This is a genomic window from Pantoea graminicola, from assembly GCF_048452665.1.
In the GTDB taxonomy this organism is placed as follows: Bacteria; Pseudomonadota; Gammaproteobacteria; order Enterobacterales; family Enterobacteriaceae; genus Pantoea.
Genome location: NZ_JBLWSJ010000004.1, coordinates 1 through 24,897 on the forward strand (window position 1 = coordinate 1; position 24,897 = coordinate 24,897).

Genomic DNA, 24,897 nt, shown 5'->3' on the forward strand with positions numbered 1-24,897 from the left:
TCAAATTTAGTGTGCTGATATGGCTCAGTTGGTAGAGCGCACCCTTGGTAAGGGTGAGGTCCCCAGTTCGACTCTGGGTATCAGCACCAGTTAAGACACGAGTTCGGTAAATAAAAGAATTTGCCTGGCGGCTGTAGCGCGGTGGTCCCACCTGACCCCATGCCGAACTCAGAAGTGAAACGCCGTAGCGCCGATGGTAGTGTGGGGTCTCCCCATGCGAGAGTAGGGAACTGCCAGGCATCAAATAAGAGAGAGCCCTTCGCACATGCGAAGGGCTTTTTTCGTTGTGTGGCAATAACGCTTTCACTTTCTGGCGTCTGTTATCCCCTCACTCTGCCGTCAGTGCATCTGCCAACAGTCAAAAAGCGAAGCTGCCTGAGTTATTCAGGCCATAAAAAACCCGGCACCAGGCCGGGTTAACAGGTTGTCTGAGCGTCTTATCAGTGGATAACCTGCGACAGAAACGCCCGGGTGCGCTCCGATTTTGGATTGGCAAAGAACTCCTGCGGTGGCGCGACTTCGACGATCTCACCGCGATCCATAAAGATCACCCGGTCTGCGACCGTTCGGGCAAAACCCATCTCGTGCGTTACACAGAGCATCGTCATCCCATCTTCAGCCAGGCCAATCATCGTATCCAGCACCTCTTTCACCATTTCAGGATCCAGCGCCGACGTTGGCTCATCGAACAGCATAATTTTCGGCTTCATACAGAGCGAGCGGGCAATCGCCACACGCTGCTGCTGACCGCCCGAGAGCTGTCCGGGAAACTTATGCGCATGTTCAGCGATACGCACGCGCTGCAGATAGTGCATGGCCAGTTCGTCCGCTTCCTTCTTAGGGATCTTCCTCACCCACGACGGCGCCAGCGTGCAGTTCTGCAACACGGTCAGGTGGGGGAAAAGGTTGAAGTGCTGGAAGACCATACCGACTTCGGTGCGCACGCGCTCAATATTACGCACGTCATCGTTGAGGTGAATTCCATCCACCACAATGCGCCCCTGCTGATGCTCCTCCAGATGGTTGATGCAGCGAATTGTGGTCGATTTTCCGGAGCCGGATGGGCCGCACAGCACGATGCGTTCGCGGGGTTTTACCTGCAGATTGATGTCTTTCAGTACGTGGAACTGCCCGTACCATTTATTTACGTTCTCAAGCGAGATCATCAGCGGGTCGGAAGAGTGTGTCATAGAGTCAGTCATGTAAAACCTCAGTGCGGTGTACGCCCGGTGTGAAAGCGCTTTTCCAGATACTGGCTATAGCGCGACATGCTAAAACAGAAGATCCAATAGACCAGCGCAGCAAATACATAGCCCTCGGTCGACATGCCCAGCCAGGCCGGATCGACCGTCGCCTGCTGGACGCTGCTGAAGAGATCGAAGAGGCCAATGATGATGACCAGACTGGTATCTTTAAACAGGGCGATGATGGTGTTCACCAGGCCGGGGATCGTGAGCTTCAGAGCCTGTGGCAGGATCACCAGCATCTGTGTCTTCCAGTAGCCGAGCGCCAGCGATTCGGCGGCTTCATACTGCCCTTTAGGCAGCGCCTGCAGGCCGCCGCGAACTACCTCGGCCACATAGGCGGACTGGAAAAGGATCACCCCGACCAGCGCACGCACCAGCTTGTCGATCGTTGTGCCTTCCGACATAAACAGCGGCAGCATTACGGATGACATAAACAGCACGGTGATCAGCGGAACGCCACGCCAGAACTCGATGAAGATAATCGACAGCGTGCGCACCACTGGCATCCGCGAACGACGACCCAGCGCCAGCAGGATGCCCAGCGGCAGTGCACCGGCAATCCCGACCGAGGCGATAATCAGCGTCAGCGTTAACCCACCCCATTGACGGGTTTCAACCCGCTCCAGCCCCAGATAACCGCCATAGAGCAGGAACCAGACCGTCAGCGGATAGATGACCGCCCAGGCGGCGATATAACGTCCGCGATAAGGCAGGCTTTTCACGAACATCGGCACAATCGACAACAGGCCAATCACCAGTGCCAGGTTAATGCGCCAGCGCAGCTCATGCGGGTAGAGCCCATACATGAACTGACCAAATCGCGCATGGATAAAGACCCAGCAGGCGCCCTCTTTGGTGCAATCGGCGCGCGTGGAGCCGATCCAGTTGGCCTGAAAAACCAGCCAGTTCAGCGCGGGCGGAATGACATGCCAGATTATCCAGAGGCATAGCAGCGTCAGTAAGGTATTAAACCAGCTTGAAAACAGATTTTTACGAGCCCAGAGCCAGGCGCGACTGAACAGCGTCGTCGGGACGGGGGGCGTTTCATGTGTAGTCACAGACATAGGGATCCCGTTCTCTTAACGCTCAACCAGCGCAATCTTGCGGTTGTAGACGTTCATAAGCAGCGATATCAGCAGGCTGATAATCAGGTAAACGCCCATCGTGATCGCGATTGTTTCGATAGCCTGACCGGTCTGATTCAGGACCGAGCCGGCAAACAGCGACACCATATCGGGATAACCGATGGCGGCGGCCAGTGAGGAGTTCTTCACGATGTTCAGATACTGGCTGGTCAGCGGCGGAATAATCACCCGCATGGCCTGCGGGATAATCACCTGGCGCAGCGTCACCGGATTCGGCAGGCCCAGCGAACGTGCGGCTTCATGCTGACCATGCGGTACCGACTGAATGCCGGAGCGGATAACTTCCGCGATAAACGACGAGGTATAGATCGAGAGTGCCAGCGTCAGCGCCGCCAGCTCCGGAATCATCACCGAGCCACCCCGGAAGTTGAACCCGCGCAGTTGCGGCACATCCCAGTGCGTTGCCGGACCAAAACCCATGTAGGCCAGCAGCGGGAAAAGGATCAGCATCCCCACCGCAGCGGGCCATGTGCGACGTAACTGACCGGTTTTCAGCTGGTGCGTTCGGTTAAAGCGGAACAGGCCATAGCTCACAGCCAGTGCCAGAAGCAGCGCGATAACAAACGGCCAGCTGCCGGGGGCGTAGGTCGGCCACGGCACGTAGAGCCCGCGATTGCTGACATAAGCCAGATCGAAGGCGTTCAGCGCCTGGCGCGGGCCGGGCAGGTTGCGCAGTACCGCAAAGTACCAGAAGAAGATCTGCAGCAGAGGCGGGATATTACGGAAGGTTTCGATATAGATATTTGAAAGCTTCCGCAGCAGCCAGTTGTCAGACAGGCGGGCCAGACCGACCGCGAATCCGATAATCGAGGCGAAAACAATACAGAGTGCAGAGACCAGCAGCGTGTTGGTTAATCCGACCATAAACACGCGCGCGTAGGTATCTCCCTCCGTGTACTCAATCAGGTGCTGCACGATGCCGAAACCGGCCGTGCGCTCAAGAAATCCGAATCCCGATGTAATGCCGCGACTGGCGAGGTTGATAATGGTGTTGTGCACCAGATAACCCACCACACCAAGCACCGCGACGACGGCGATGAGCTGATAAATCCAGGCGCGAACCGTGGGATTACCAAATGAAAAATCCCTTTTCACGGTTGGGCGTTGTGACATGTTGAAACCTCAGTAACGAAAGCTGGGGTAGGGCACCGCAGAATACGGTGCCCGATTGGCGAGGTCTGTTAACGTACCGGCGGTGCGTACTGAATGCCGCCCTGGTTCCACAACGCATTCTGACCGCGAGCAATCTTCAGTGCGCTATCTTTACCGACGTTACGGTCAAAGCTTTCCTGATAGTTGCCCACCTGCTTGATGATGTTGTAGGCCCACTTGTTATCCAGCTTCAGATCTTTACCAAAATCACCTTCTGATCCGAGCAGATGCGCCATATCCGGCGTCGTTGGCTTCGCGGCCATCTGGTCGACGTTCTTCGAAGAGATACCCATCTCTTCCGCGTTCAGCATGGCGTAGAGCGACCATTTCACGATGGTGAACCAGTCATCATCGCCGCGGCGTACCAGCGGCCCCAGCGGCTCTTTAGAAATCACTTCTGGCAGCACGATGAAGTCGTCAGGCTTGCCCAGCTTGATACGCAATGCATAAAGCTGAGACTGGTCAGAGGCCAGCGTGTCGCAGCGACCGCTATCCAGCGCCTTGGCCGACTCATCAGAACGATCAAAGGTCACCGGGGTATATTGCATCTTGTTGGCTTTGAAGAAGTCCGCCACGTTCAGCTCGGTGTCGGTGCCCGCCTGGATACAGACGGTGGCGCCATCCAGCTCTTTCGCACTTTTCAGACCGGCTTTCTGGTGAGTCAGGAAGCCGATGCCGTCGTAATAGTTCACGCCCGCAAACAGGAAGCCCATACCGCCATCACGCGATGAGGTCCAGGTGGTGTTACGTGACAGCACATCGACTTCGCCGGACTGCAGGGCGGTGAAACGCTCTTTGGCGGTCAGCGGGGTATATTTGACTTTGGTGGCATCGCCAAATACTGCGGCAGCCGCAGCACGACAGACATCCACATCGATACCCGTGAACTTGCCACTGGCGTCGGCATAGGAAAAGCCCGGCAAGCCGTCACTGATCCCACATTGAACAAACCCTTTTTTCTTGATCGCATCCAGTGTGGTGCCTGCGTGTGCCTGCTGAGCAAGGCCAGCCAGCGCAGCAGCGGCGATCAGCGTAGAGAGCATCATCTTTTTCATAAAGCATCCTGTGTGGCGGGATTATGTTGTTATGTTTGCGCACTTTACTGTGCGTTTTTTTCCTGTCTGTGGCAGTCAGCCATCCACGACTCTGCAAAGCTGATGCCAGGTTTGCAGAGGCCTGAATAGGATTGAAAGAACGGCTAATAATCGGAAGCACCCTGAAAGTTCCGCTAATATCGCGCACCAAAAGGAAGCAATGCGAGTCGACCCGATCACATTTAGTGCAAATAGTTTCACTAAATGAGAGCAGTGTGAGCGTTCACTCAGGGCGAAATGTATGGAAAGCATCTGTTGCTTTTTAATGCGCAGAAAATCACACAATCAGAGGTGACAGGGAGGGAGAGCCAGACCAGAAGTAAAACAGCAGAGAGAACAGGGAAAGCGAGGGGGCAAAATATCACGCCAGCAACTGCAACTATAGTTACCATATTGCGGGCAACTGTTTCACGTCCTGTGCCGCGACTTTGTGGGATAACGCACAAATAAAAACGCCAGCCCGAAGGCTGGCGTGATTAACAGACTGAACTAAAAATCAGTTCATGCCGTATTTTTTCAGTTTCTTACGCAGCGTACCGCGGTTGATACCCATCATCAGGGCAGCACGGGTCTGGTTGCCACGGGTATACTGCATCACCATGTCCAACAGAGGCTGCTCGACTTCAGCCAAAACCAGCTCATACAGGTCGCTCACATCCTGACCATTCAGTTGAGCAAAATAGTTCTTCAGTGCCTGTTTAACCGAATCACGCAAAGGTTTTTGAGTTACCTGATCCTGTGAGTTAACGGTAGAAACGGTCAGTACGTCAGAATTTACGCGTTGTTCGAACATAGTTCTTTCAGCTCTTTATTTCGTTACGCAAGATTTTCGAAGTATGCCTCCAACGCCTCCAGCTGTTCGCTGGCATCCTCAATGGCGTTGAATGTGCGCCGAAACTGGTCATTAGGGGCATGCTCCTGCAGGTACCAGGAGACGTGCTTGCGCGCTATACGGTATCCCTTGCCTGAACCGTAAAAGTCGTGCAGCTCACGTATATGCGAAACAAGCAAGCGCTTGACCTCTGCCAGCGGCAGCGGGGCAAGCAGCTCCCCAGTGTCCAGATAATGCTGGATTTCCCGGAAGATCCACGGTCTTCCCTGAGCAGCGCGTCCTATCATCAGAGCATCGGCCCCTGTATAGTCGAGCACCGCTCTGGCTTTATGCGGGTCAGTTATGTCTCCATTCGCGATAATCGGAATGGAAACACTCTGCTTAACTGTCCGAATGCTGTCATATTCAGCTTCTCCGTTGAACAGGCAGGCACGAGTGCGGCCATGTATCGTCAGAGCCTGGATACCGCAGCGTTCAGCCAATTGGGCAATCGCGACACAGTTCCTGTTTTCAGGATCCCAGCCAGTACGAATTTTCAGCGTGACCGGCACGTTCACTGCATTAACCACTGCGGAGAGAATCGACTCCACCACGGCGGGATATTGCAGCAAGGCTGAACCCGCCATTTTGCGGTTAACCTTCTTGGCAGGGCACCCCATATTAATGTCGATAACCTGTGCACCAGCTTCAACATTAATGCGTGCAGCTTGCGCCATTTCGCTGGGATCGCAACCGGCAATCTGCACGGCGCGAATGCCTGGCTCATCACTGTGCACCATACGTAAGCGAGATTTGTCGCTTGCCCAGACTTCGGGGTTTGATGACAACATCTCAGAAACTGCCATGCCTGCACCCATTTCATGACACAACGTCCTGAACGGCCTGTCGGTAATACCGGCCATAGGCGCTGCAATCAGTCGATTTCTCAGCTGGAGGTTTCCAATACGCATGAAGTCAGAATGGCCATACTGTGTCTGCAAGGCGGCGTATATTACGCATTTTTGCAGGAAGATGAAAGGCCAAACTTTGAACAATCAGCAAGAAAGATCAATGAAAACGGGGTGATGACAGGAACTATTAATAATTAAACTTAAATATCAGACACTTAATAATTTATGCTGAAATTGTGAACAAAAGTTTTTCCAGAAAAGTACGCCAATTCACCAGATAATAAACGTCACATGCCGTGATTAACGATACAAGCATCCAGTCCAGGTCAGAAAAGCCCGCAACTTACGCTGCGGGCTGGTTGAATATGCTGTTACGACGCTTTGCGCCTGAAACTGCGCTATCCGTGAGGCAGAGGGGGGCAAAAATCAGGATTTAATTCCGGTAATCCGGCACCACTCCTCTTTGACCGCCACCGGGTCGAGAGCGAATTCGCCCGCGTAGGCTTCACAGACACCCTCCGCCTGGCTCTCTAACACACCGGACAGGCCCAGATGGCCGCCAGACTTCGGCAACACGCTAATCAGCGGGGCCAGCTCACGCAGCGGGCCTGCCAGGATATTGGCGACGACCACATCCGCCTGCAGATTGTCGGGCTGCTGGTAGGGCAGATAGAGCGACAGACGGTCGGCAACGCCATTACGCTCGGCATTATCCCGGCTGGCCTGAATCGCCTGCGGATCGATATCAATGCCGATCGCCTGAGCGGCACCCAGCTTCAGGGCGGCGATCGCCAGGATCCCCGAACCACAGCCGAAATCGATCACGGTCTTGCCGGCCAGATCCAGCCCGTCAAGCCAGGTGAGGCAGAGCGACGTCGTGGGATGCGTGCCGGTGCCGAATGCGAGCCCGGGATCCAGCATCACGTTGACGGCATCGGGATCCGGCACGTCGCGCCAGCTTGGACAGATCCAGAGACGCTCGCCAAAACGCATCGGGTGGAAGTTTTCCATCCATTCTCGCTCCCAGTCTTTGTCTTCGATCTGCTCGATCCGGTGGCGAAAACCTGCACCCAGCAGCGGATGCTGGGCCAGTTCGGCGGTGACAAAAGCCATGTCCGTCTCTGCATCAAACAGGCCGATAACATCGGTATCGCCCCACAGGCGTGTCTCACCCGGCAGCGGTTCATAAACCGGCGTGTCGTTGGTATCCTGAAAAGTCACGGAGACGGCACCGATCTCCATCAGTGCGTCGCTCAGCGTTTCCGCATGTTCACCTGAGCTGTTTATTTTGATTTGAATCCACGGCATAACGTCTCTCTTTCCGTCAATGTTGCGACGCGTCGACCCTATGCGGCGCGCGTCCAAACAGGTTGCCCACTAAAAAGGCCAGCAGGCTCAGAATCAGTGAAGGCACGATGGGGTGAAAACCCAGAATCTGCAGGTTGAGGCTCGCCAGAAAGGCGTAGCAGCCTCCGCCCACCACCATGCCGGTAATGGCACCAGCGGCATTGGCGCGCTCCCAGTAGAGGCCCAGAACCAGTGGCCAGAGGAACACCGCCTCAAGGCCGCCAAAGGCCAGCAGATTCAGCCAGATAATCATATCGGGCGGGTTCCATGCCGCAATCAGCAGCAGGATACCCAGTGCAAAGGTAATGGTGCCAGACAGCCGTCTCAGCCGCGTCTCATTCTCCAGATGTTGCGGGGCGACACGCAGATAGAGATCTTTTATCAGCGTAGCCGACGCCTGCAACAGCTGGGCATTGATGGTCGACATAATGGCGGCCATCGGTGCAGCCAGAAACAGACCGGCCGCCAGCGGCGGCAGAACGGTAATCATCAGGGTCGGTATTACGCTATCCGGCACGGTCAGGTTCGGCAGGACGGCCCGGCCCAGCGCACCGGCCAGATGCATACCCAGCATCAGGATCACCACCACGATGGTGCCCAGAATAATAGCCCGATGCACGGCCTTGCTGTCTTTGTATGAGATGCAGCGCACCGCCGTATGGGGCAGGCCAATTACTCCAAAGCAGACCAGAACGATAAACGAACTCAGGAACGTTGGCGTAATAATCTCGCCAGGCCCCTGCGGCGACAGCAGCGCAGGATCGATCGCATGCAGTTTCTCAACGGCCATGCTGAGGCCGCCAGCCTGATGGATCACCGCGAACAGCAGCAGGCAGGTGCCAATCAGCATCACGATCCCCTGCATGGCGTCATTGAGAACGCTGGCGCGGAAGCCGCCAAACGCCGTATAGAGCGCGATGGTGCCGCCAAAGATCAGCAATCCTTTGTCATAGGGGATGCCCGCGGCGGTTTCAAGCAGACGGGCACCGCCAATAAACTGCACCGTCATGGCGCCGATAAAGGCGATTAGCAGGCTCAGGCTCGCCAGCCAGATCAGCAGCGGGCTCTGATAGCGGGCATAGAGCATATCATTCAGCGTGACTGCATTATATTTCCGCGCCAGGATGGCAAACTTTTTCCCCAGCACGCCCAGCGAAAGCCAGACGGCGGGCACCTGTACCATCGCCAGCAGAACCCATCCCAGCCCATATTTATAGGCCGCACCGGGACCGCCGATAAACGAGCTGGCGCTGATATAGGTGGTGGTGAGGGTCATCGCCAGCACAAATCCGCCCATCGAGCGGCTGCCAAGGAAATATTCCGTCAGAAAACTGCCCTGACGCCTTTTGCGCACGGCAAAAATCGACAGTGCAGCAATCAGCACCAGATAGATCAGTAACGGCAGGATAATTTCACCGTTCATTTTTATCCTCCAGCGGCATATCGCGGAAAATCATCCGCACCATCAGCCAGCACAGAAAAATGAACAACAGGGGAGCAAACAGGCAGGAGAGTTCGAACCAGCGCGGCAGTCCGGTCACACCGCTTTCGCTGCCACCCAGCCAGGCGGAAAGCCCCCAGGCAGCCAGCCAGAGCAGGGTGAGATAGAGAGACCAGCGTGCCTCTTTATGTGCCTGGATAAAACGAGCATCCATGATTCAACCTTAACGCCAACGGCAAAAGAAAAAGGCCGGATTAACCGGCCTCTGACTGACTCAGCGTTGCGATTACTTCTCGTGCAAGCCGAGTTTTTTCTCCAGATAGTGGATATTGGTTCCACCGTGCTGGAAATTCTCATCGGACATGATTTTCATCTGCAGATCAACGTTGGTCTTGATACCGTCGATGATCAGTTCCGCCAGCGCATTCTTCATGCGGGCGATGGCCACGTCACGCGTTTCGCCGTAGGTGATCAGCTTGCCGATCATGGAGTCGTAATAAGGCGGCACGGTGTAGCCTGAGTAAATGTGCGACTCCCAGCGCACGCCAAAACCGCCTGGCGCGTGGAAGCGGGTGATTTTACCCGGGCTTGGCAGGAAGGTCACCGGATCTTCGGCGTTGATACGGCACTCAACCGCATGTCCGCGAATCACCACTTCATCCTGTTTGATCGACAGGGGCTGACCGGCAGCAATACGCAGCTGCTCTTTGATCAGATCCACACCGGTGATCATCTCTGTCACCGGATGTTCCACCTGAATACGGGTGTTCATTTCAATGAAGTAGAACTCACCGTTTTCATACAGGAACTCGAAGGTGCCTGCGCCACGATAGCCGATCTCAATACAGGCTTTTGCACAGCGATTGCCGATGAAGCTGCGCAGCTCCGGCGTGATGCCCGGACCTGGTGCTTCTTCGACCACTTTCTGGTGACGACGCTGCATGGAGCAGTCGCGCTCGCCCAGATAGATCGCGTTGCCCTGACCATCGGCCAGAACCTGAATCTCGATATGACGCGGATTCTCCAGATACTTCTCCATGTACACCATGTCGTTGTTGAAAGCCGCTTTGGCTTCCGCTTTCGTCATGTTGATGGACTGTTCCAGATCTTTGTCGCTGCGCACGACGCGCATACCACGACCGCCGCCGCCGCCAGACGCTTTGATGATGACCGGATAGCCGATGCGCTTAGCAAAGGCACGGTTCTTTTCCATGTCATCCGTCAGCGAACCGTCAGAGCCCGGTACGGTCGGGACGCCAGCTTTCTTCATCGCGTTGATCGCAGAAACTTTGTCGCCCATCAGACGAATCGTTTCGGCTTTCGGACCGATGAAGATAAAACCAGAGCGCTCAACCTGCTCGGCAAAATCGGCATTCTCAGACAGGAAGCCGTAGCCCGGGTGAATCGCGACTGCGCCCGTGATCTCTGCAGCAGAGATCAGCGCCGGGATGTTGAGATAACTTTTAACTGACTGCGCAGGGCCGATGCAGACGGTTTCGTCTGCCAGCAGCACATGCTTCAGGTCACGATCCGCGCTTGAGTGTACCGCAACAGTCTTGATGCCCAGTTCTTTACAGGCACGCAGAATGCGCAGCGCAATCTCACCGCGGTTAGCAATAACAATTTTATCCAGCATGATCTGCCCCGTTACTCGATGATAACCAGTGGCTCGTCAAATTCGACCGGCTGACCGCTCTCAACCAGGATCGCTTTCACCACGCCTGATTTGTCTGCTTCGATCTGGTTCATCATTTTCATGGCTTCGACGATGCACAGGGTATCGCCCGCATTCACTTTCTGACCGACTTCCACAAAGGCTTTCGCATCCGGGCTCGGCGTGCGGTAGAAGGTACCGACCATCGGTGAACGCACGATGTGACCGCTGATTTCAGCCGGTGCCGCGTCGGCAACCGCCGCAACAGGCGCAACCGCCGTCGCCAGCGCAGGCTGCTGAACAGGGGCAGCGTAAGCCTGCTGCATCATCGGGTAACCGCTATTTGCAGGTGCACGGCTGATGCGAACGGATTCTTCACCTTCAGAGATTTCCAGCTCAGAAATGCCAGACTCTTCAACCAGTTCGATCAGTTTTTTAATTTTACGAATATCCATGAGTGGGGTTCCGTACTCAGTTTGATTAATTAGTTTGAGACAGGCGTTTGACTGCCGTTTGTAAAGCCCATGTGTAGCCGTCAGCGCCAAGCCCACAGATCACGCCAGCAGAAACATCAGAAAGATAGGAGTGATGACGGAAGGGCTCGCGGGCATGCACATTGGAGAGATGAACCTCGATAAAGGGTATTTCTACCGCTAACAAGGCATCACGCAGTGCGACACTGGTATGGGTAAACGCGGCAGGATTAATGATGATGTAATCCACATTGCCTTTGGCCTCATGAATGCGATCAATCAGCTGAAATTCAGCATTGCTTTGCAGGTGGCTCAACTCCACATTCAGCTGGTCTGCCTGGCGTGTCAGATCGTCAACAATCTGACGCAGCGTGGTGTGACCATACTTCTCAGGTTCGCGGGTTCCCAGCAGGTTAAGGTTGGGTCCGTTCAAAAGCAGAATATGTAATTTATGCGCCATCGTGCTGCCATCTCCCGCAATCATTGAGGCATCGCGTAAAATACCTTGCGAATCTTCATTTGTCACCTTTCAGGATGAAAAAGAAGACCCGACGAGCAATAAAGCCGGGCATTATATCCGTTTCGTGTCATTTCGCAGCAAAATACTGGTCTTATCTGCGAAGATGATCGGATGTGGCCTGGAGGCCACATCTTTTATCAGAAAACAGCAGCGGAAAACAACGGGCCAAGCGCTAACGGGGCCACCCTTTGAGGAATTTTTTGTAACGCCAGGCTAACAGTATCGCCGCCAGCAGCGCATAGATAAGTGGCTGGGGGGAGAGGATTTTTACCGACCAGATATAGTGGATCGGCGCCAGGATAGCGACCAGATAGACCAGATTATGCAGGGTCTGCCAGCGTTTGCCGAGTTTGCGCTGCGCGCGCTGAAACGAGGTCAACGCCAGGGCCAGCAAGATCAGCCAGCTGATAATGCCCAGCGTCAGATAAGGCCGGGAGATCAGCTCGCTGCCCAGCAGACGCAGGTTATCGATGCCCAGTTCCAGCAGGTAGTAACTCAGCAGGTGGAGAGAGGCCCAGACAAATGTCCAGACGCCCAGCAGACGACGGGTGCGGATTAACAGCGGCTGTTTACCGTAACGGGCCAGCGGTGAAACCAGCAGCGTACCCAGCAGCAGCTTCAGCGCCATCCGGCCGGTAAAGTGCTGAATATCTTTGGCCGGATCCGCGCTCAGTCCACCCTGCATCGCGGCAAGGATCAGATAGACCAGCGGCAGAAAGGCCGCCAGATGCAGGATCACCTTGAGCCACACGATCTGTTTCAGTGTCAGGCGCACCACTTAGTAATTCTCCCGTAAATCCATGCCACGGTAGAGCGAAGCCACCTGATCGGCATAGCCGTTGAACAGCAGGGTGGGTTGACGTTCAACCTTCAGCGTGCCGCCCGGACCAATGAAACGCTCGGTCGCCTGCGACCAGCGCGGATGGTTAACATGCGGGTTCACATTGGCATAAAAACCATACTCATCGGCGGCGATCTGGTTCCAGGTGGTCGGCGGCTGTGTCGCGGTCAGCGTAATTTTGACGATCGACTTGATGCCCTTGAAACCATACTTCCACGGCACGGTCAGCCGAATCGGCGCACCATTCTGCGGAGGCAGCGCTTTACCATAGACCCCGGTCGTCAGTATCGTCAGCGGATGCATCGCCTCATCCAGACGCAGACCCTCGACATAGGGATAGTTGAGGCCGCCACCGATAAAACGATCTTTCTGGCCCGGCATCTGCTCAGGATCGTAAAGGGTCTGGAAAGCAACAAAGCGCGCCTTGCTGGTGGGTTCCGCCAGAGAGAGCAGCTTATTCAGTTCAAAGCCTATCCAGGGCACCACCATCGACCAGGCTTCGACGCAGCGCATGCGATAGATCCGCTGCTCCATGGCGAACTTTTTAAAGATGTCATCCATATCCAGCGTCATCGGCTTCGCGACTTCCCCGTCAATGGTCAGTTTCCATGGCTCCGTTTTCAGGGTTCCGGCATTGGCGGCGGGGTCGGCCTTGTCCAGCCCGAACTCATAGAAGTTGTTATAGCCGGAGACTTTATCTGCGGGCGTTAAGGTGAGGTCGGCCTGATATTGCGCGGGTCTGGTGAACTCCAGCGGCCGGCCTGCGGGGGCGGCCGGGCGATCGTTGCCTTTAAACCAGCTGAGAATGTCGGCATTTGCCATGCCCGGCATCCCCATCGCCGCCGCGCTGAGTCCCAGCGTTTTCAGCACCTGACGGCGCTTCATATTAAAAATGCTTTCCGGCGTTACGTCGCCTTCGGTCAGATAGGGTGTGCGTTTCATGGGCCTTCTCCAGACAGGATGTCATCAACCAGCATGATGACTATCGCTGATATCAGCCAGTTTCGCCGTGAAAATGTGAAATTTCCTGGCTGCGCTTAGCGATGAGAATGCACTGAAAAGTGTCGGGATCAACGTCAGCTTCGCTATCACGACGATATACTTCGGCTTCATGCGACCCGGCGCTGTCGACAGCGGCAAATTATGCTATTTTTGCTCGCGTTTTCGTCAGGCTGACGGTACAAGGTTGGGTGATCCGGTTATCACCCCAGTAAGACAGGCACAGGGATGCGACTAACCACAAAATTATCGGCGATTATTACGTTTTTAAGCCTGCTGGCCATGTCACTGATGCTGGCGGGCTGCGTATTCAGCGTGATCTGGTTCAGTCATGAACGGGTTGAACATCGGGCGCAGGCGCTGGCCACGGAAGTGGATCAGGCGATGTTCACCCAGACGCCGTCAGAGATACAACGCTGGCTGGTGCGCATGATGCCGGTCATGAATGCCGAGCAGATCCTGCTTCACAACGGCAGGCAGACGTTTCTCACCCTCTCACGACATGAAAACCCGATGCTGGAAGATGAGCCTAACCGGTTTATCCAGGTTGATGTGCCGTTGATGCATCAGACCGGACTGGCACTGCGGGTCGTCACCCTCGATCCCGCCAGAACCTGGCTGGGCTCGATCACCGGCACCTCCACGCTGAGTCTGCTGTTTGCCATCATACTGGTAATGAGCCTGACGCTGCTGATGATGCATCGCTGGCTCACGCGTCAGTGGCGCGGCATGGAGCATCTTGAAGCGCGGGCCGAGGCGATTATCAGCGGAGAGCGGGGCGTGATGCCGGAGCGCGTCATGGATGAGTGGCCACCCCGCGCCAGCCGCGCACTGGATGTGCTGCTGGCCGATCTGCAGGAGGCGGGCGAACAGCGTCTGCGTATCGACACGCTGATCCGCACCTTTGCCGCCCAGGATGGCCGCACCGGCCTGAATAACCGGCTCTTCTTCGATAACCAGCTGGCGACGCTGCTGGAGGATCAGGAAAATGTCGGCACCCACGGCGTGGTGATGATGATCCGTCTGCCTGATCTGGACACGCTGAGAGACGCTCTGGAGCCGGGGCTGCCAGAGGAGTACCTCTTTAACTTCGTCAATATGCTTTCCACTTTTGTGCTGCGCTATCCCGGCGCACTCCTGGCGCGCTACTTCCGCAGCGATTTCGCCGTACTGCTGCCGCATCGCAGTCTTAAAGAGGCCAACGCGATCGCCGATCAGCTGATCAATGCGGTGGACTCTCTGCCGCCGATGCGGCTGGTGAACCGGGATGACCTGATTCATATCGGTATCAGCGCCTGGTGCAGCGGTCAGACGGTGCCACAGGTGATGGAAAATGTTGAGATGGCGACGCGTCGCGCGACGCTGCTGGGCGGCAACAACTGGACCAACGGCGCCGGTAATCCGCAGGATGCCGGGCGGGGAAGCGTACGCTGGCGGACGCTGCTGGAGAATACGCTGAGTCGGGGCGGGCCACGGCTCTACCATAAGCCCGCCGTCAACCTCGAAGGCAAGGTGCAGCATCGGGTCATGCTGACCCGCATCTTCGACGGCGATAAAGAGGTGCTGGCCGCGGAGTATATGCCACTGGTACAGCAGCTCGGCATGGCGGAGAGCTGGGATCGCCAGCTGATGACTCGCATCGCGGCGCTCTCTGAACTCTGGCCCGAAGAGACGCTGGTGATCCCGGTGACGATTAACTCACTTCTGCAGCGCCCCTTCGTGCTCTGGCTGCAGAACATGCTGCTGCAGTGCCCGAAATCGCAAAGAAAACGATTTTTATTTGAACTTGCCGAGGCAGATGTTTGTCAACACATCAACCGGTTAGCGCCGGTATTCCGTGCGCTGAAGGCTTTTGGCTGCCGGATTGCGGTGAATCAGGCCGGTTTAACCGTGGTCAGCAGCGCCTATATACGGCAGCTGCCGCTGGAAGTGATCAAGCTCGATGCCGGTCTGGTGCGCAACATCGAGCGGCGGACCGAAAATCAGCTGTTCGTGCAGAGTCTGCTGGAAGTCTGTAAGAGTACGGGTGTGCGGGTGTTTGCTGCCGGCGTCCGGACGAAAGCGGAGTGGCAGACGCTGGCGGCGCTGGGTGTGGCTGGCGGTCAGGGCGATCTTTTTGCCCCTTCGCTTCCGGTTAACAGTAACGTGAAAAAGTATTCACAACGTTACCGTATTTAATCAATTGCCGTCGTGCAGACGGCAATGTGCGGTTTTTTTTAATGTTTAGCCGCGTCTGAATCCCGGACTTTTCTGCCGGAAATGTTAGATTTTATGTCGGGCAGGAAAGGGGCCGATATCGCGAAAGGCAGTACTGATGGCCTCTGGTCGCCATTCTGCCATGACAGATCGCCGGTTCGGATGACTTAAACGCAATCAGGCCTCTTTTTTCACCGAAGCAGAACGTTTTTGCGCCTTGTGGCCGCTTCGTGTGGTTGGTAAAGTAAGCGGATTTTATTTTCCGCCCCCAGCTTGCAGGATTATCCCTTAGTATGTTTAAAAAATTTCGTGGCATGTTTTCCAACGACCTGTCCATTGACCTGGGTACTGCGAATACCCTGATTTATGTAAAAGGACAGGGCATCGTGCTGAACGAGCCTTCCGTTGTCGCTATCCGACAGGACCGTGCCGGTTCACCGAAAAGTGTCGCGGCCGTGGGTCATGACGCCAAACAGATGCTTGGCCGTACGCCCGGCAATATTGCCGCTATCCGTCCGATGAAAGATGGCGTTATCGCTGACTTCTTCGTGACCGAAAAGATGCTGCAGCACTTCATCAAACAGGTTCACAGCAACAGCTTTATGCGTCCCAGCCCACGTGTGCTGGTCTGTGTCCCCGTCGGAGCAACCCAGGTTGAACGTCGCGCCATCCGTGAATCCGCCCAGGGCGCAGGCGCTCGCGAAGTCTTCCTGATTGAAGAGCCGATGGCTGCCGCGATCGGTGCAGGTCTGCCCGTGTCAGAAGCGACCGGTTCAATGGTCGTCGATATTGGTGGCGGTACCACTGAAGTCGCCGTGATCTCCCTGAACGGCGTGGTTTACTCCTCCTCGGTCCGTATTGGCGGCGATCGTTTCGATGAAGCTATTATTAATTATGTGCGTCGTAACTACGGTTCACTGATTGGTGAAGCGACCGCAGAACGCATTAAGCATGAGATCGGTTCTGCCTATCCGGGCGACGAAGTCCGTGAAATCGAAGTGCGCGGCCGTAACCTGGCCGAGGGTGTGCCGCGTGGTTTCACGCTGAACTCCAACGAAATTCTGGAAGCGCTGCAGGAGCCGTTAACCGGCATCGTGAGTGCGGTGATGGTTGCCCTTGAGCAGTGTCCGCCTGAGCTGGCCTCTGACATCTCAGAGCGCGGCATGGTGCTGACCGGTGGTGGCGCGTTACTGCGCAACCTGGATCGTCTGCTGATGGAAGAGACGGGCATTCCGGTCGTGGTAGCTGAAGATCCGCTGACCTGCGTGGCACGCGGTGGCGGCAAGGCGCTGGAAATGATCGACATGCATGGCGGCGATTTGTTCAGCGAAGAATAATTGCCTCAACCGGCTGAGAACGCGATGATCATGCAAGGGAGCGGCATGTGAACCGGCGAAGTCTGTACCGGTACATTGCGTTCAGCCCAGGGAAGCACGGCATTCTGCCGCTGCTTCCTCTCCTGTTGTCGAGGATCACGCAGATTATATGAAGCCGATTTTTAGCAGGGGGCCTTCCCTGCAGTTGCGTCTTTTTCTGGCGGTTATTGTGGCCATTGCCATCATCATCGCCGACAGTCGTGTGGGCTCTTTCACCCAAATACGCAACTATCTGGATACGTCGGTCAGCCCGTTTTACTTCCTGGCCAATGGGCCACGTCAGCTGCTGGATGGCGTGTCAGAGTCGCTGGCGTCCCGTCAGCAGCTGGAGCAGGAAAACAAAGCCTTACGTCGTGAGCTCTTCCTGAAAAACAGTAACCTGCTAATGCTGGGGCAATATAAGCAGGAAAACGCACGTCTGCGTGAACTGCTGGGTTCACCGCTGCGCCAGGATGAGCAAAAGATGGTGACGCAGGTCATTTCGACCGGCACCGATCCTTATACGGACCAGGTGGTGATCGACAAAGGCAGCGTTAACGGCGTCTATGAAGGACAGCCGGTGATCAGTGATAAAGGCGTGGTCGGTCAGGTTATTGCGGTCGGGCAGCTCACCAGTCGCGTGCTGCTGATCTGCGATGCCTCTCATGCTCTGCCGATTCAGGTTCTGCGCAATGACATTCGTGTGATTGCGGCGGGTAACGGCTGTACCGAAGATCTCCAGCTTGAGCATCTGCCGGGGAATACGGATATCCGGGTCGGGGATGTGCTGGTCACGTCCGGCATCGGTGGTCGCTTCCCTGAGGGCTATCCGGTCGGGGTGGTCTCCTCGGTGAAAGTGGATACTCAGCGCGCCTACACGGTGATTCAGGCCCATCCGACCGCCGGGCTGCAGCGTCTGCGTTATCTGCTGCTGTTATGGGGAGCGGATCGCAATGGCGATATGCCGCTGCCGCAGGATGAAGTTCATCGCGTGGCGAATGAGCGTCTGATGCAGATGATGCCGCAGGTTTTACCGCCTGCAGGTGAAATGGGCCCGCCTGCGCCTTCCACGCAGATGGGACCGCCTGCACCTTCCACCAGCAGCAGCAGTAGCGGGCAGAGCGGCACCTCGCGTTCACGCGGGGGCCAGCCTTGAGTCGATATCGCAGCCAGGGACGTTGGGTCATCTGGCTCTCTTTCCTGGTGGCGCTCGTCCTGCAGATCATGCCGTGGCCGGATGAGATTTATATGTTCCGGCCTTCATGGCTGCTGCTAATCCTGATCTACTGGGTGCTGGCCCTGCCACATCGGGTCAATGTCGGCACCGGTTTCGTGCTGGGTGCCATCATGGATCTGATCGCGGGCTCCACGCTCGGTGTGCGGGCGCTGGCGCTCAGTATCATCGCCTACCTGATTGCCTTTAAGTTTCAGCTGTTCCGTAATTTAGCGTTATGGCAGCAGGCGCTGATGGTAATGGTCCTGTCGCTGGCGATGGATGTGATCGTCTTCTGGGCTGAATTCCTGGTAATCAACGTTTCATTCCGACCTGAAATTTTCTGGAGCAGTGTTGTCGACGGTATTCTCTGGCCCTGGCTATTCTTGTTAATGAGAAAAATTCGTCGTCAGTTTGCTGTTCAATAAGGAAATTTATGGTAACCCTCTATCTTGCTTCCGGTTCACCGCGTCGCCGTGAGCTGCTGACTCAGCTTGGCCTGACATTCGAACGCATCGTGACTGACGTTGAGGAGCAGCGTCAGCCCAACGAAGCGGCAGCAATCTATGTCCGCCGTCTCGCTAATGACAAAGCGCAGGCGGGCGTCCGGCTGGCCGCGCAGGATCTGCCTGTGCTGGGCGCGGATACCATCGTGGTGCTGAATGGCGAAGTGCTGGAAAAACCGCGCGATGCCGCCGATGCACACGCAATGCTGCGCAAACTCTCCGGGCAGACGCATCAGGTGATGACCGCGGTGGCGCTGGCTGACAGTCAGCAGGCGCTGGATTGCGTCGTGACGACGGATGTGACCTTCCGCACCTTAACCGGCAGCGACATCGACGACTATATCGCGACCGGGGAACCGATGGATAAAGCGGGCGCGTACGGTATTCAGGGCAGGGGAGGAAACTTTGTCCGCAAAATTAATGGAAGTTACCATGCAGTGGTGGGATTACCCCTGGTTGAAACAGCGGAGCTGATCAGCCATTTCCAGTCACTGCGTGCCGTAAGGGGTCAACATGACGGCTGAATTACTGATTAACGTCACGCCTTCTGAAACGCGGGTGGCCTATATCGACGGTGGCATCCTTCAGGAAATACACATTGAGCGTGAAGCGCGGCGCGGCATCGTTGGCAATATCTATAAAGGACGGGTAAGCCGTGTTCTGCCGGGTATGCAGGCGGCCTTTGTTGATATCGGTCTGGAAAAAGCAGCGTTCCTGCACGCCTCGGATATCATGCCGCACACGGAATGCGTCGCGGGTGATGAAAAGAAAAACTTTATCGTTCGTGACATCGCCGAGCTGGTGCGTCAGGGCCAGGATCTGGTGGTGCAGGTGGTGAAGGATCCGCTCGGCACCAAAGGTGCGCGTCTGACCACCGACATCACGCTGCCGTCGCGTTACCTGGTCTTTATGCCCGGCGCATCGCACGTTGGGGTGTCTCAGCGCATTGAGAGCGAAAAAGAGCGCGACCGGCTCAAGGCGGTGGTGGCGGATTATTGCGATCATCTGGGCGGCTTTATTATCCGCACGGCGGCAGAAGGGATCGGTGAAGAGGAGCTGGCGCAGGATGCCGCGTTCCTCAAACGTCTCTGGACCAAAGTCAGCGAGCGTAAAAAGCGTAACCAGACCCGCTGTCTGCTCTACGGCGAGCTGGCGCTGGCCCAGCGTATTCTGCGCGACTTCGCCGGTGCTGCGCTGGACCGCATCCGGGTCGACTCCCGCCTGACCTGCGACATGCTGGTGGAGTTCACCAGTGAATTTATCCCGGAAATGGCCGGTAAACTGGAGCTCTACAACGGTAAACAACCTATTTTCGACCTGTTTGATGTCGAAAATGAGATTCAGCGCTCGCTGGATCGCAAGGTTGAGCTAAAGTCAGGCGGATACCTGATTATCGATCAGACCGAAGCGATGACGACCATTGATATCAACACCGGTGCCTTTGTCGGTCATCGCAATCTGGATGAGACCATATTCAACACCAACGTTGAAGCCACTCAGGCGATTGCGCGCCAGCTGCGACTGCGTAATCTGGGCGGCATTATCATTATCGACTTCATCGATATGAGCAACGAAGACCATCGCCGGCGGGTCCTGCATTCGCTGGAGAGCGCGCTCAGCAAAGATCGGGTGAAGACCGGCATCAACGGCTTCTCTGCGCTGGGACTGGTGGAGATGACCCGTAAGCGAACCCGTGAAAGCATCGAGCATGTGCTGTGTCAGGATTGCCCGGTCTGCAAAGGGCGCGGCACGCTGAAAACGGTTGAAACCGTCTGCTACGAAATCATGCGTGAGATTGTCAGGGTACACCACGCCTACGATTCTGACCGTTTTCTGGTCTATGTCTCCCCGACGGTCGGCGAGGCGTTGAAAACTGATGAGTCGCATGCGCTGGCCGAAGTGGAAATCTTTGTCGGCAAGCAGGTTAAAGTGCATGTCGAGGCGCTCTACACGCAGGAGCAGTTCGACGTTGTTATGATGTAATGCCAGCCCGGTCACCGGGCTGATTCAGCGCCCTTGTTGGGGATAAAATGCGTACAGGCGCTTTTATCTGAAGACGGTCGGGTATGCGGACCCATTATCCACTGTTTACGGAACACAAGGAGAGGCGTGAGTGAGGCAGTTGCCGAGGATTTTGTTACTGCTGGTCGCGGCAATCATCGTGATTGTTGCGCTGCTGGTCAGTGGATTGCGTCTGGTGATGCCGCATCTCGACAGCTATCGCAGCAACCTTCTGCAATTCATCTCTGCGCGCAGCGGTGTGCCGGTCGAGGCCAGCCAGCTTCAGGGAAAATGGGAGAACTTCGGCCCGACGCTGCAGGTTCGCGATCTCAGCGTGGATCTGCATGACAACGGCCGGCTCACCATCAAACGCATCCATCTCGCGCTGGACGTCTGGCAATCCCTGCTGCACTGGCGCTGGCAGTTCCGCGATCTCACTTTCTGGCAATTACACCTCGACAGCAATCGTCCACTGCTGGATAACGACAAAGAGAAAAACAGTTTCCGTCCGGCGCAGATCAATGAACTTTTCCTGCGTCAGTTTGACCACTTCGATCTGCGCGACAGCACCATCCGTTTTCGCACCCCTTCCGGCCAGCACGCTGAGCTGACGATCCCCCGCCTGACCTGGCTCAACGAAAATAACCGCCACCGTGCCGAGGGTGAAGTCAGCCTGTCGAGCTTTACCGGCCAGCATGGCGTGGTTCAGGTGCGGCTCGACCTCAATGACAGCAACGGGCTGCTGAACGATGGCCGGATCTGGATGCAGGCCGACGATGTGGATATGCGACCGTGGCTGGGCCGCTGGATGCGTGATAACACTCGTCTGGACAGTGCCCGTTTCAGCCTGGCCGCCTGGGTCAGCCTGCGTGATGGCGACATCTATGCGGGCGATCTGCTGTTGCGCCAGGGCGGCGCCAGCTGGCAGGGCGAAACCGGACGGCACCAGATCACGGTCGACGGGCTGACCGCGCACCTGTCGCGCTTCCGGAATGGCTGGGTAGTCAACGTACCGCAGACCCGCCTCAGCACCGACAACCAGCCCTGGCCCGCAGGCCACTTCTCGCTGTTATGGCGTCCCGAAGACAAACAGCTGCCAGGTACCGAAAGTCAGGCTGAAGTCCGCGTGCGCGCCACGCAGCTGGTGCTGAAACACATTGCGCCGATCGTTCCGCTGTTCGCGCCGCTCTCTCCGGCGCTGTTTGAGAACTGGCAGGCGCTGCAGCCGCAGGGCACCGTCGATGGCCTGGCGCTGGATATACCGCTGCAGCAGCCTGAAAACATCCGTATGCAGGTGAAGTGGCAAGATTTCAGCTGGCAGCACTGGAAGCTGCTGCCGGGTATCAGTCACCTCAGTGGCGAGGCGCGCGGCAGCCTGACCCATGGACAGGTCAGCGTCGATATGGGCGCGGCGACCGTTCCCTATGGCGACATGTTCCAGGCCCCGCTGGAGATTAAAAAGGTGACCGGCGCGCTGCGCTGGCTGCGTGATGAACATGGACTGACGCTGGCGGGTGAGGATCTGGATCTCCAGGCGCGTTCACTTCATGCGCGTGGAGACTTCAGTTACCAGCAGAACAGCGGAAGCGAGCCACGTCTGGATATTCTGGCCGGTATCCGGGTGACGGATGCAGGTGATGCCTGGCGCTATTTCCCGGTTCCGCTAATGGGCAACGGCCTGACACACTATCTGAGCGGGGCCGTGAAGGGCGGCAAAGTCGATAATGCCACGCTGCTGTTTGCCGGTAATCCGGCTCTGTTCCCGTTTAAGCACAATGACGGCATGTTTCAGGTCTGGGTGCCGCTGCGTCAGGCGACCTACGCGTTTCAGCCAAAATGGCCTGCGATCAGTAATCTCGATATCGATCTCAACTTCCTGAATGATGGCCTCTGGATGAACGCGCCGGTGGCCAGACTGGGCGAGGTGGAGGCGCGCAACGTCAGCGCAGTCATTCCTGACTACCTGAAAGAGAAGCTGATTATCGATGGCGATATCAGCGGGCAGGGCCCTCAGGTCGCGGATTATTTCCAGCAGACGCCGCTGAAGCCCTCTCTGGGTGCCGCGCTGGAGCAGCTGCAAATCAGCGGACAGGTCGGGGGGCATCTGAACCTGGATATCCCGCTGGATGGCGAGCAGGTGCATGCCAGAGGCAACGTCGACCTGCAAGATAACGCGCTGTTTATCAAACCGCTAAAAACCACTATTAACCGTCTCTCAGGCCGCTTTCGCTACGACAACGGCAATCTGGTCAGCGACGATCTGCGTGCAGAGTGGTTTGGTCAGCCGATGGGCGTGCGTTTCAGCACCCGGGAGAACCCGGATGACTTCGGCGTCAACGTCAGCCTTCAGGGCGACTGGCAGCCCGCTAAAATCCGTGAGATCCCAGCCGCCGTCAGCAGGCAGCTTGGTGGACATCTGCCGTGGCAGGGCGAGGTCGGCATTACGTTACCGCATCAGGGCGGCGCACGTTATGACGTCGCGTTGAACGGCAATGCAAAAGAAGTAAGTAGTCGCTTACCTGCGCCGCTTGCAAAACAGGCTGGCGAGGCGATGCCTGTTACCATTCAGGCCAGTGGTGACCTGCACCATTTCGATCTCAGCGGCAGCGTTAACGGCAACCAGCGTTTCAACAGCCGCTGGCTGCTGGAGCCGACGCTGCGTGTGGATCGCGGTATCTGGCTGAACGATGCACGCAAAACGCCGGCACTGCCCGATCGCGCGGGTATGGTGCTGAATCTGCCTGCGCTGGATGGCGAAGCCTGGGTGGCGATGCTGGCCGCCGGGGATTCCGCAGGCGGACGGCAAGCGGACAGCGGTGATTTCCAGACCGGCCCCGTCACGCTGCCCGGCAATGTCACCCTGCGCAGCCCGGCGGTCACGCTGGGCGGGCAGCAATGGCATGATGTCGATGCGACCCTGGCACAGAGTGCGGGCGGCAAAAGTCAGGTCAGCGTGAATGCGAAAGAGCTGCGCGGCAGACTGACTATGGCGCCTGCTGCGCCGTGGCAGGTCAGCCTGGATTATCTCTATTACAATCCGCAGTGGGAGAACGGGGCCAGCGAAGGCGGCAAAGGCGCTTCTCAGCAGGCCACGAAGATTAACTTCAGCCAGTGGCCCGCGCTGCAGCTCTTCTGCAAAGAGTGCTGGGTGCTCGGCCAGAAATATGGTCAGGTATCCGCACTGCTCCAGCCTCGCGGGGATACGTTAGCACTTACTAACGGAAAGGTGGATACCGGCAGTTCACAGCTGAAAATCGACGGCGAGTGGGTCAACCGCCCGAGCGACCCGCGCACCTCGCTGAAAGGCACGCTGAAAGGGGCGAATATCAACAACGCCACCAACTGGTTTGGCGTGAATACCCCGCTGCGCGATGCACCTTTCGATATCGCCTACGACCTGCACTGGAAATCGGCGCCGTGGCAGCCCGCTGCAGAAACCCTGAGCGGCACCCTGAAAACCCACTTCGGCAAAGGGCAGATCGCGGATGTGAACACCGGCACGGCGGGGAAAATCCTGCGTCTGGTGAGCTTCGATGCGCTGCTGCGTAAGCTGCGCTTCGACTTCAGCGACACCTTCACCAACGCCTTCTACTTCGACTCCATTAACGGCACGGCCTGGATTGAAAACGGCGTGATGCGCACCGACAACCTGCTGGTAGACGGACTGGAAGCCGACATCGCGATGCAGGGTAAACTCGACCTGGTGAAGCGCCAGATCGATATGGAAGCGGTGGTCGCGCCGGAGATATCGGCGTCGGTCGGCGTGGCAATCGCCTTTGCCATCAACCCGGTGATTGGCGCGGCAGTTTTTGCGGCCAGTAAAGCGCTGGGACCGCTGTGGAATAAGATCTCACTGCTGCGTTATCACATCGGCGGCCCGCTGGATAAACCGGAAATCAATGAGGTACTGCGCAAACCGCGTGAAACTGACAACAAGTGAATTTGACGCCGTACCGGAATTACCGCAGGCTATGATTATCTGAGCACATAA

General features: G+C 56.6%; 21 protein-coding genes, 1 tRNA gene and 1 rRNA gene. 9 read left to right on the top strand and 14 right to left on the bottom strand.

Annotation, left to right across the window (positions count from 1 at the left end; genetic code table 11):
* Positions 1 to 13 precede the first annotated feature (13 nt).
* Together ACNY69_RS10605 and rrf are read left to right on the top strand one after the other, a co-directional pair.
* Positions 14 to 89, top strand: a tRNA-Thr gene (locus ACNY69_RS10605).
* A 34-nt stretch (positions 90 to 123) separates the two neighbouring features.
* Positions 124 to 239: ribosomal RNA gene (gene rrf / locus ACNY69_RS10610) — 5S ribosomal RNA — on the top strand.
* Between the two features lie 201 nt (positions 240 to 440).
* Here the strand turns inward: rrf and ACNY69_RS10615 are convergent.
* The 14 genes from ACNY69_RS10615 to msrP form a co-directional block, all read right to left on the bottom strand.
* Entirely contained in the window at positions 441 to 1,202 is a 762-nt protein-coding gene (locus tag ACNY69_RS10615; protein WP_111139686.1) for an amino acid ABC transporter ATP-binding protein, read from the bottom strand.
* 8 nt (positions 1,203 to 1,210) lie between these two features.
* The gene (locus ACNY69_RS10620) at positions 1,211 to 2,311 is read right to left on the bottom strand and encodes an amino acid ABC transporter permease (protein ID WP_293774344.1); all 1,101 of its coding nucleotides are present in this window, start codon (positions 2,309 to 2,311) and stop codon (positions 1,211 to 1,213) included.
* A 15-nt stretch (positions 2,312 to 2,326) separates the two neighbouring features.
* A complete protein-coding gene (locus ACNY69_RS10625; protein WP_293774346.1) occupies positions 2,327 to 3,505 on the bottom strand; it encodes an amino acid ABC transporter permease in 1,179 nt (392 codons plus the stop codon).
* Between the two features lie 68 nt (positions 3,506 to 3,573).
* Positions 3,574 to 4,599: an amino acid ABC transporter substrate-binding protein gene (locus ACNY69_RS10630; protein WP_111139683.1), complete on the bottom strand. Its 1,026-nt coding sequence runs from the start codon at positions 4,597 to 4,599 to the stop codon at positions 3,574 to 3,576.
* A 535-nt stretch (positions 4,600 to 5,134) separates the two neighbouring features.
* The gene (gene fis / locus ACNY69_RS10635; protein ID WP_003855228.1) at positions 5,135 to 5,431 is read right to left on the bottom strand and encodes a DNA-binding transcriptional regulator Fis; all 297 of its coding nucleotides are present in this window, start codon (positions 5,429 to 5,431) and stop codon (positions 5,135 to 5,137) included.
* Positions 5,432 to 5,454: 23 nt separating this feature from the next.
* Entirely contained in the window at positions 5,455 to 6,420 is a 966-nt protein-coding gene (gene dusB, locus ACNY69_RS10640; RefSeq protein ID WP_009087532.1) for a tRNA dihydrouridine synthase DusB, read from the bottom strand.
* A 366-nt stretch (positions 6,421 to 6,786) separates the two neighbouring features.
* On the bottom strand, positions 6,787 to 7,668 hold the full coding sequence (prmA, locus tag ACNY69_RS10645) for a 50S ribosomal protein L11 methyltransferase (RefSeq protein ID WP_418798265.1): 882 nt from the start codon (positions 7,666 to 7,668) through the stop codon (positions 6,787 to 6,789).
* A 16-nt stretch (positions 7,669 to 7,684) separates the two neighbouring features.
* On the bottom strand, positions 7,685 to 9,130 hold the full coding sequence (gene panF, locus ACNY69_RS10650) for a sodium/pantothenate symporter (protein WP_418798268.1): 1,446 nt from the start codon (positions 9,128 to 9,130) through the stop codon (positions 7,685 to 7,687).
* Entirely contained in the window at positions 9,120 to 9,362 is a 243-nt protein-coding gene (locus tag ACNY69_RS10655; protein ID WP_111139680.1) for a YhdT family protein, read from the bottom strand. Before ACNY69_RS10655 ends, panF begins: the two co-directional genes overlap by 11 nt.
* A gap of 72 nt (positions 9,363 to 9,434) precedes the next feature.
* The gene (gene accC / locus ACNY69_RS10660; protein WP_111139679.1) at positions 9,435 to 10,784 is read right to left on the bottom strand and encodes an acetyl-CoA carboxylase biotin carboxylase subunit; all 1,350 of its coding nucleotides are present in this window, start codon (positions 10,782 to 10,784) and stop codon (positions 9,435 to 9,437) included.
* 11 nt (positions 10,785 to 10,795) lie between these two features.
* Entirely contained in the window at positions 10,796 to 11,257 is a 462-nt protein-coding gene (gene accB, locus ACNY69_RS10665) for an acetyl-CoA carboxylase biotin carboxyl carrier protein (protein ID WP_111139678.1), read from the bottom strand.
* 25 nt (positions 11,258 to 11,282) lie between these two features.
* A complete protein-coding gene (aroQ, locus tag ACNY69_RS10670) occupies positions 11,283 to 11,735 on the bottom strand; it encodes a type II 3-dehydroquinate dehydratase (RefSeq protein ID WP_111139689.1) in 453 nt (150 codons plus the stop codon).
* Between the two features lie 232 nt (positions 11,736 to 11,967).
* Positions 11,968 to 12,570, bottom strand: coding sequence for a protein-methionine-sulfoxide reductase heme-binding subunit MsrQ (msrQ, locus tag ACNY69_RS10675; protein WP_111139688.1), 603 nt, complete (start codon positions 12,568 to 12,570; stop codon positions 11,968 to 11,970).
* 3 nt (positions 12,571 to 12,573) lie between these two features.
* Positions 12,574 to 13,578 carry a protein-methionine-sulfoxide reductase catalytic subunit MsrP gene (gene msrP / locus ACNY69_RS10680; protein ID WP_418798271.1) on the bottom strand — a complete coding sequence of 335 codons (1,005 nt, stop codon included), beginning with the start codon at positions 13,576 to 13,578 and terminating at the stop codon, positions 12,574 to 12,576.
* 285 nt (positions 13,579 to 13,863) lie between these two features.
* Between msrP and csrD the strand changes: the two genes are divergently transcribed.
* The 7 genes from csrD (at position 13,864) to yhdP (ending at position 24,846) form a co-directional block, all read left to right on the top strand.
* A complete protein-coding gene (csrD, locus tag ACNY69_RS10685; protein ID WP_418798273.1) occupies positions 13,864 to 15,813 on the top strand; it encodes an RNase E specificity factor CsrD in 1,950 nt (649 codons plus the stop codon).
* A 311-nt stretch (positions 15,814 to 16,124) separates the two neighbouring features.
* The gene (mreB, locus tag ACNY69_RS10690) at positions 16,125 to 17,168 is read left to right on the top strand and encodes a rod shape-determining protein MreB (protein WP_003855260.1); all 1,044 of its coding nucleotides are present in this window, start codon (positions 16,125 to 16,127) and stop codon (positions 17,166 to 17,168) included.
* Positions 17,169 to 17,316: 148 nt separating this feature from the next.
* The gene (gene mreC / locus ACNY69_RS10695) at positions 17,317 to 18,342 is read left to right on the top strand and encodes a rod shape-determining protein MreC (RefSeq protein WP_111139675.1); all 1,026 of its coding nucleotides are present in this window, start codon (positions 17,317 to 17,319) and stop codon (positions 18,340 to 18,342) included.
* Positions 18,339 to 18,827, top strand: coding sequence for a rod shape-determining protein MreD (gene mreD / locus ACNY69_RS10700; protein ID WP_111139674.1), 489 nt, complete (start codon positions 18,339 to 18,341; stop codon positions 18,825 to 18,827). The genes mreC and mreD overlap by 4 nt, the downstream gene beginning before the upstream one ends.
* Positions 18,828 to 18,835: 8 nt before the next feature.
* Positions 18,836 to 19,429, top strand: coding sequence for a Maf family protein (locus ACNY69_RS10705; protein WP_111139673.1), 594 nt, complete (start codon positions 18,836 to 18,838; stop codon positions 19,427 to 19,429).
* Positions 19,419 to 20,888: a ribonuclease G gene (gene rng, locus ACNY69_RS10710; protein ID WP_418798278.1), complete on the top strand. Its 1,470-nt coding sequence runs from the start codon at positions 19,419 to 19,421 to the stop codon at positions 20,886 to 20,888. The genes ACNY69_RS10705 and rng overlap by 11 nt, the downstream gene beginning before the upstream one ends.
* 130 nt (positions 20,889 to 21,018) lie before the next feature.
* A complete protein-coding gene (gene yhdP, locus ACNY69_RS10715; RefSeq protein WP_418798281.1) occupies positions 21,019 to 24,846 on the top strand; it encodes an AsmA2 domain-containing protein YhdP in 3,828 nt (1,275 codons plus the stop codon).
* Positions 24,847 to 24,897: the final 51 nt, after the last annotated feature.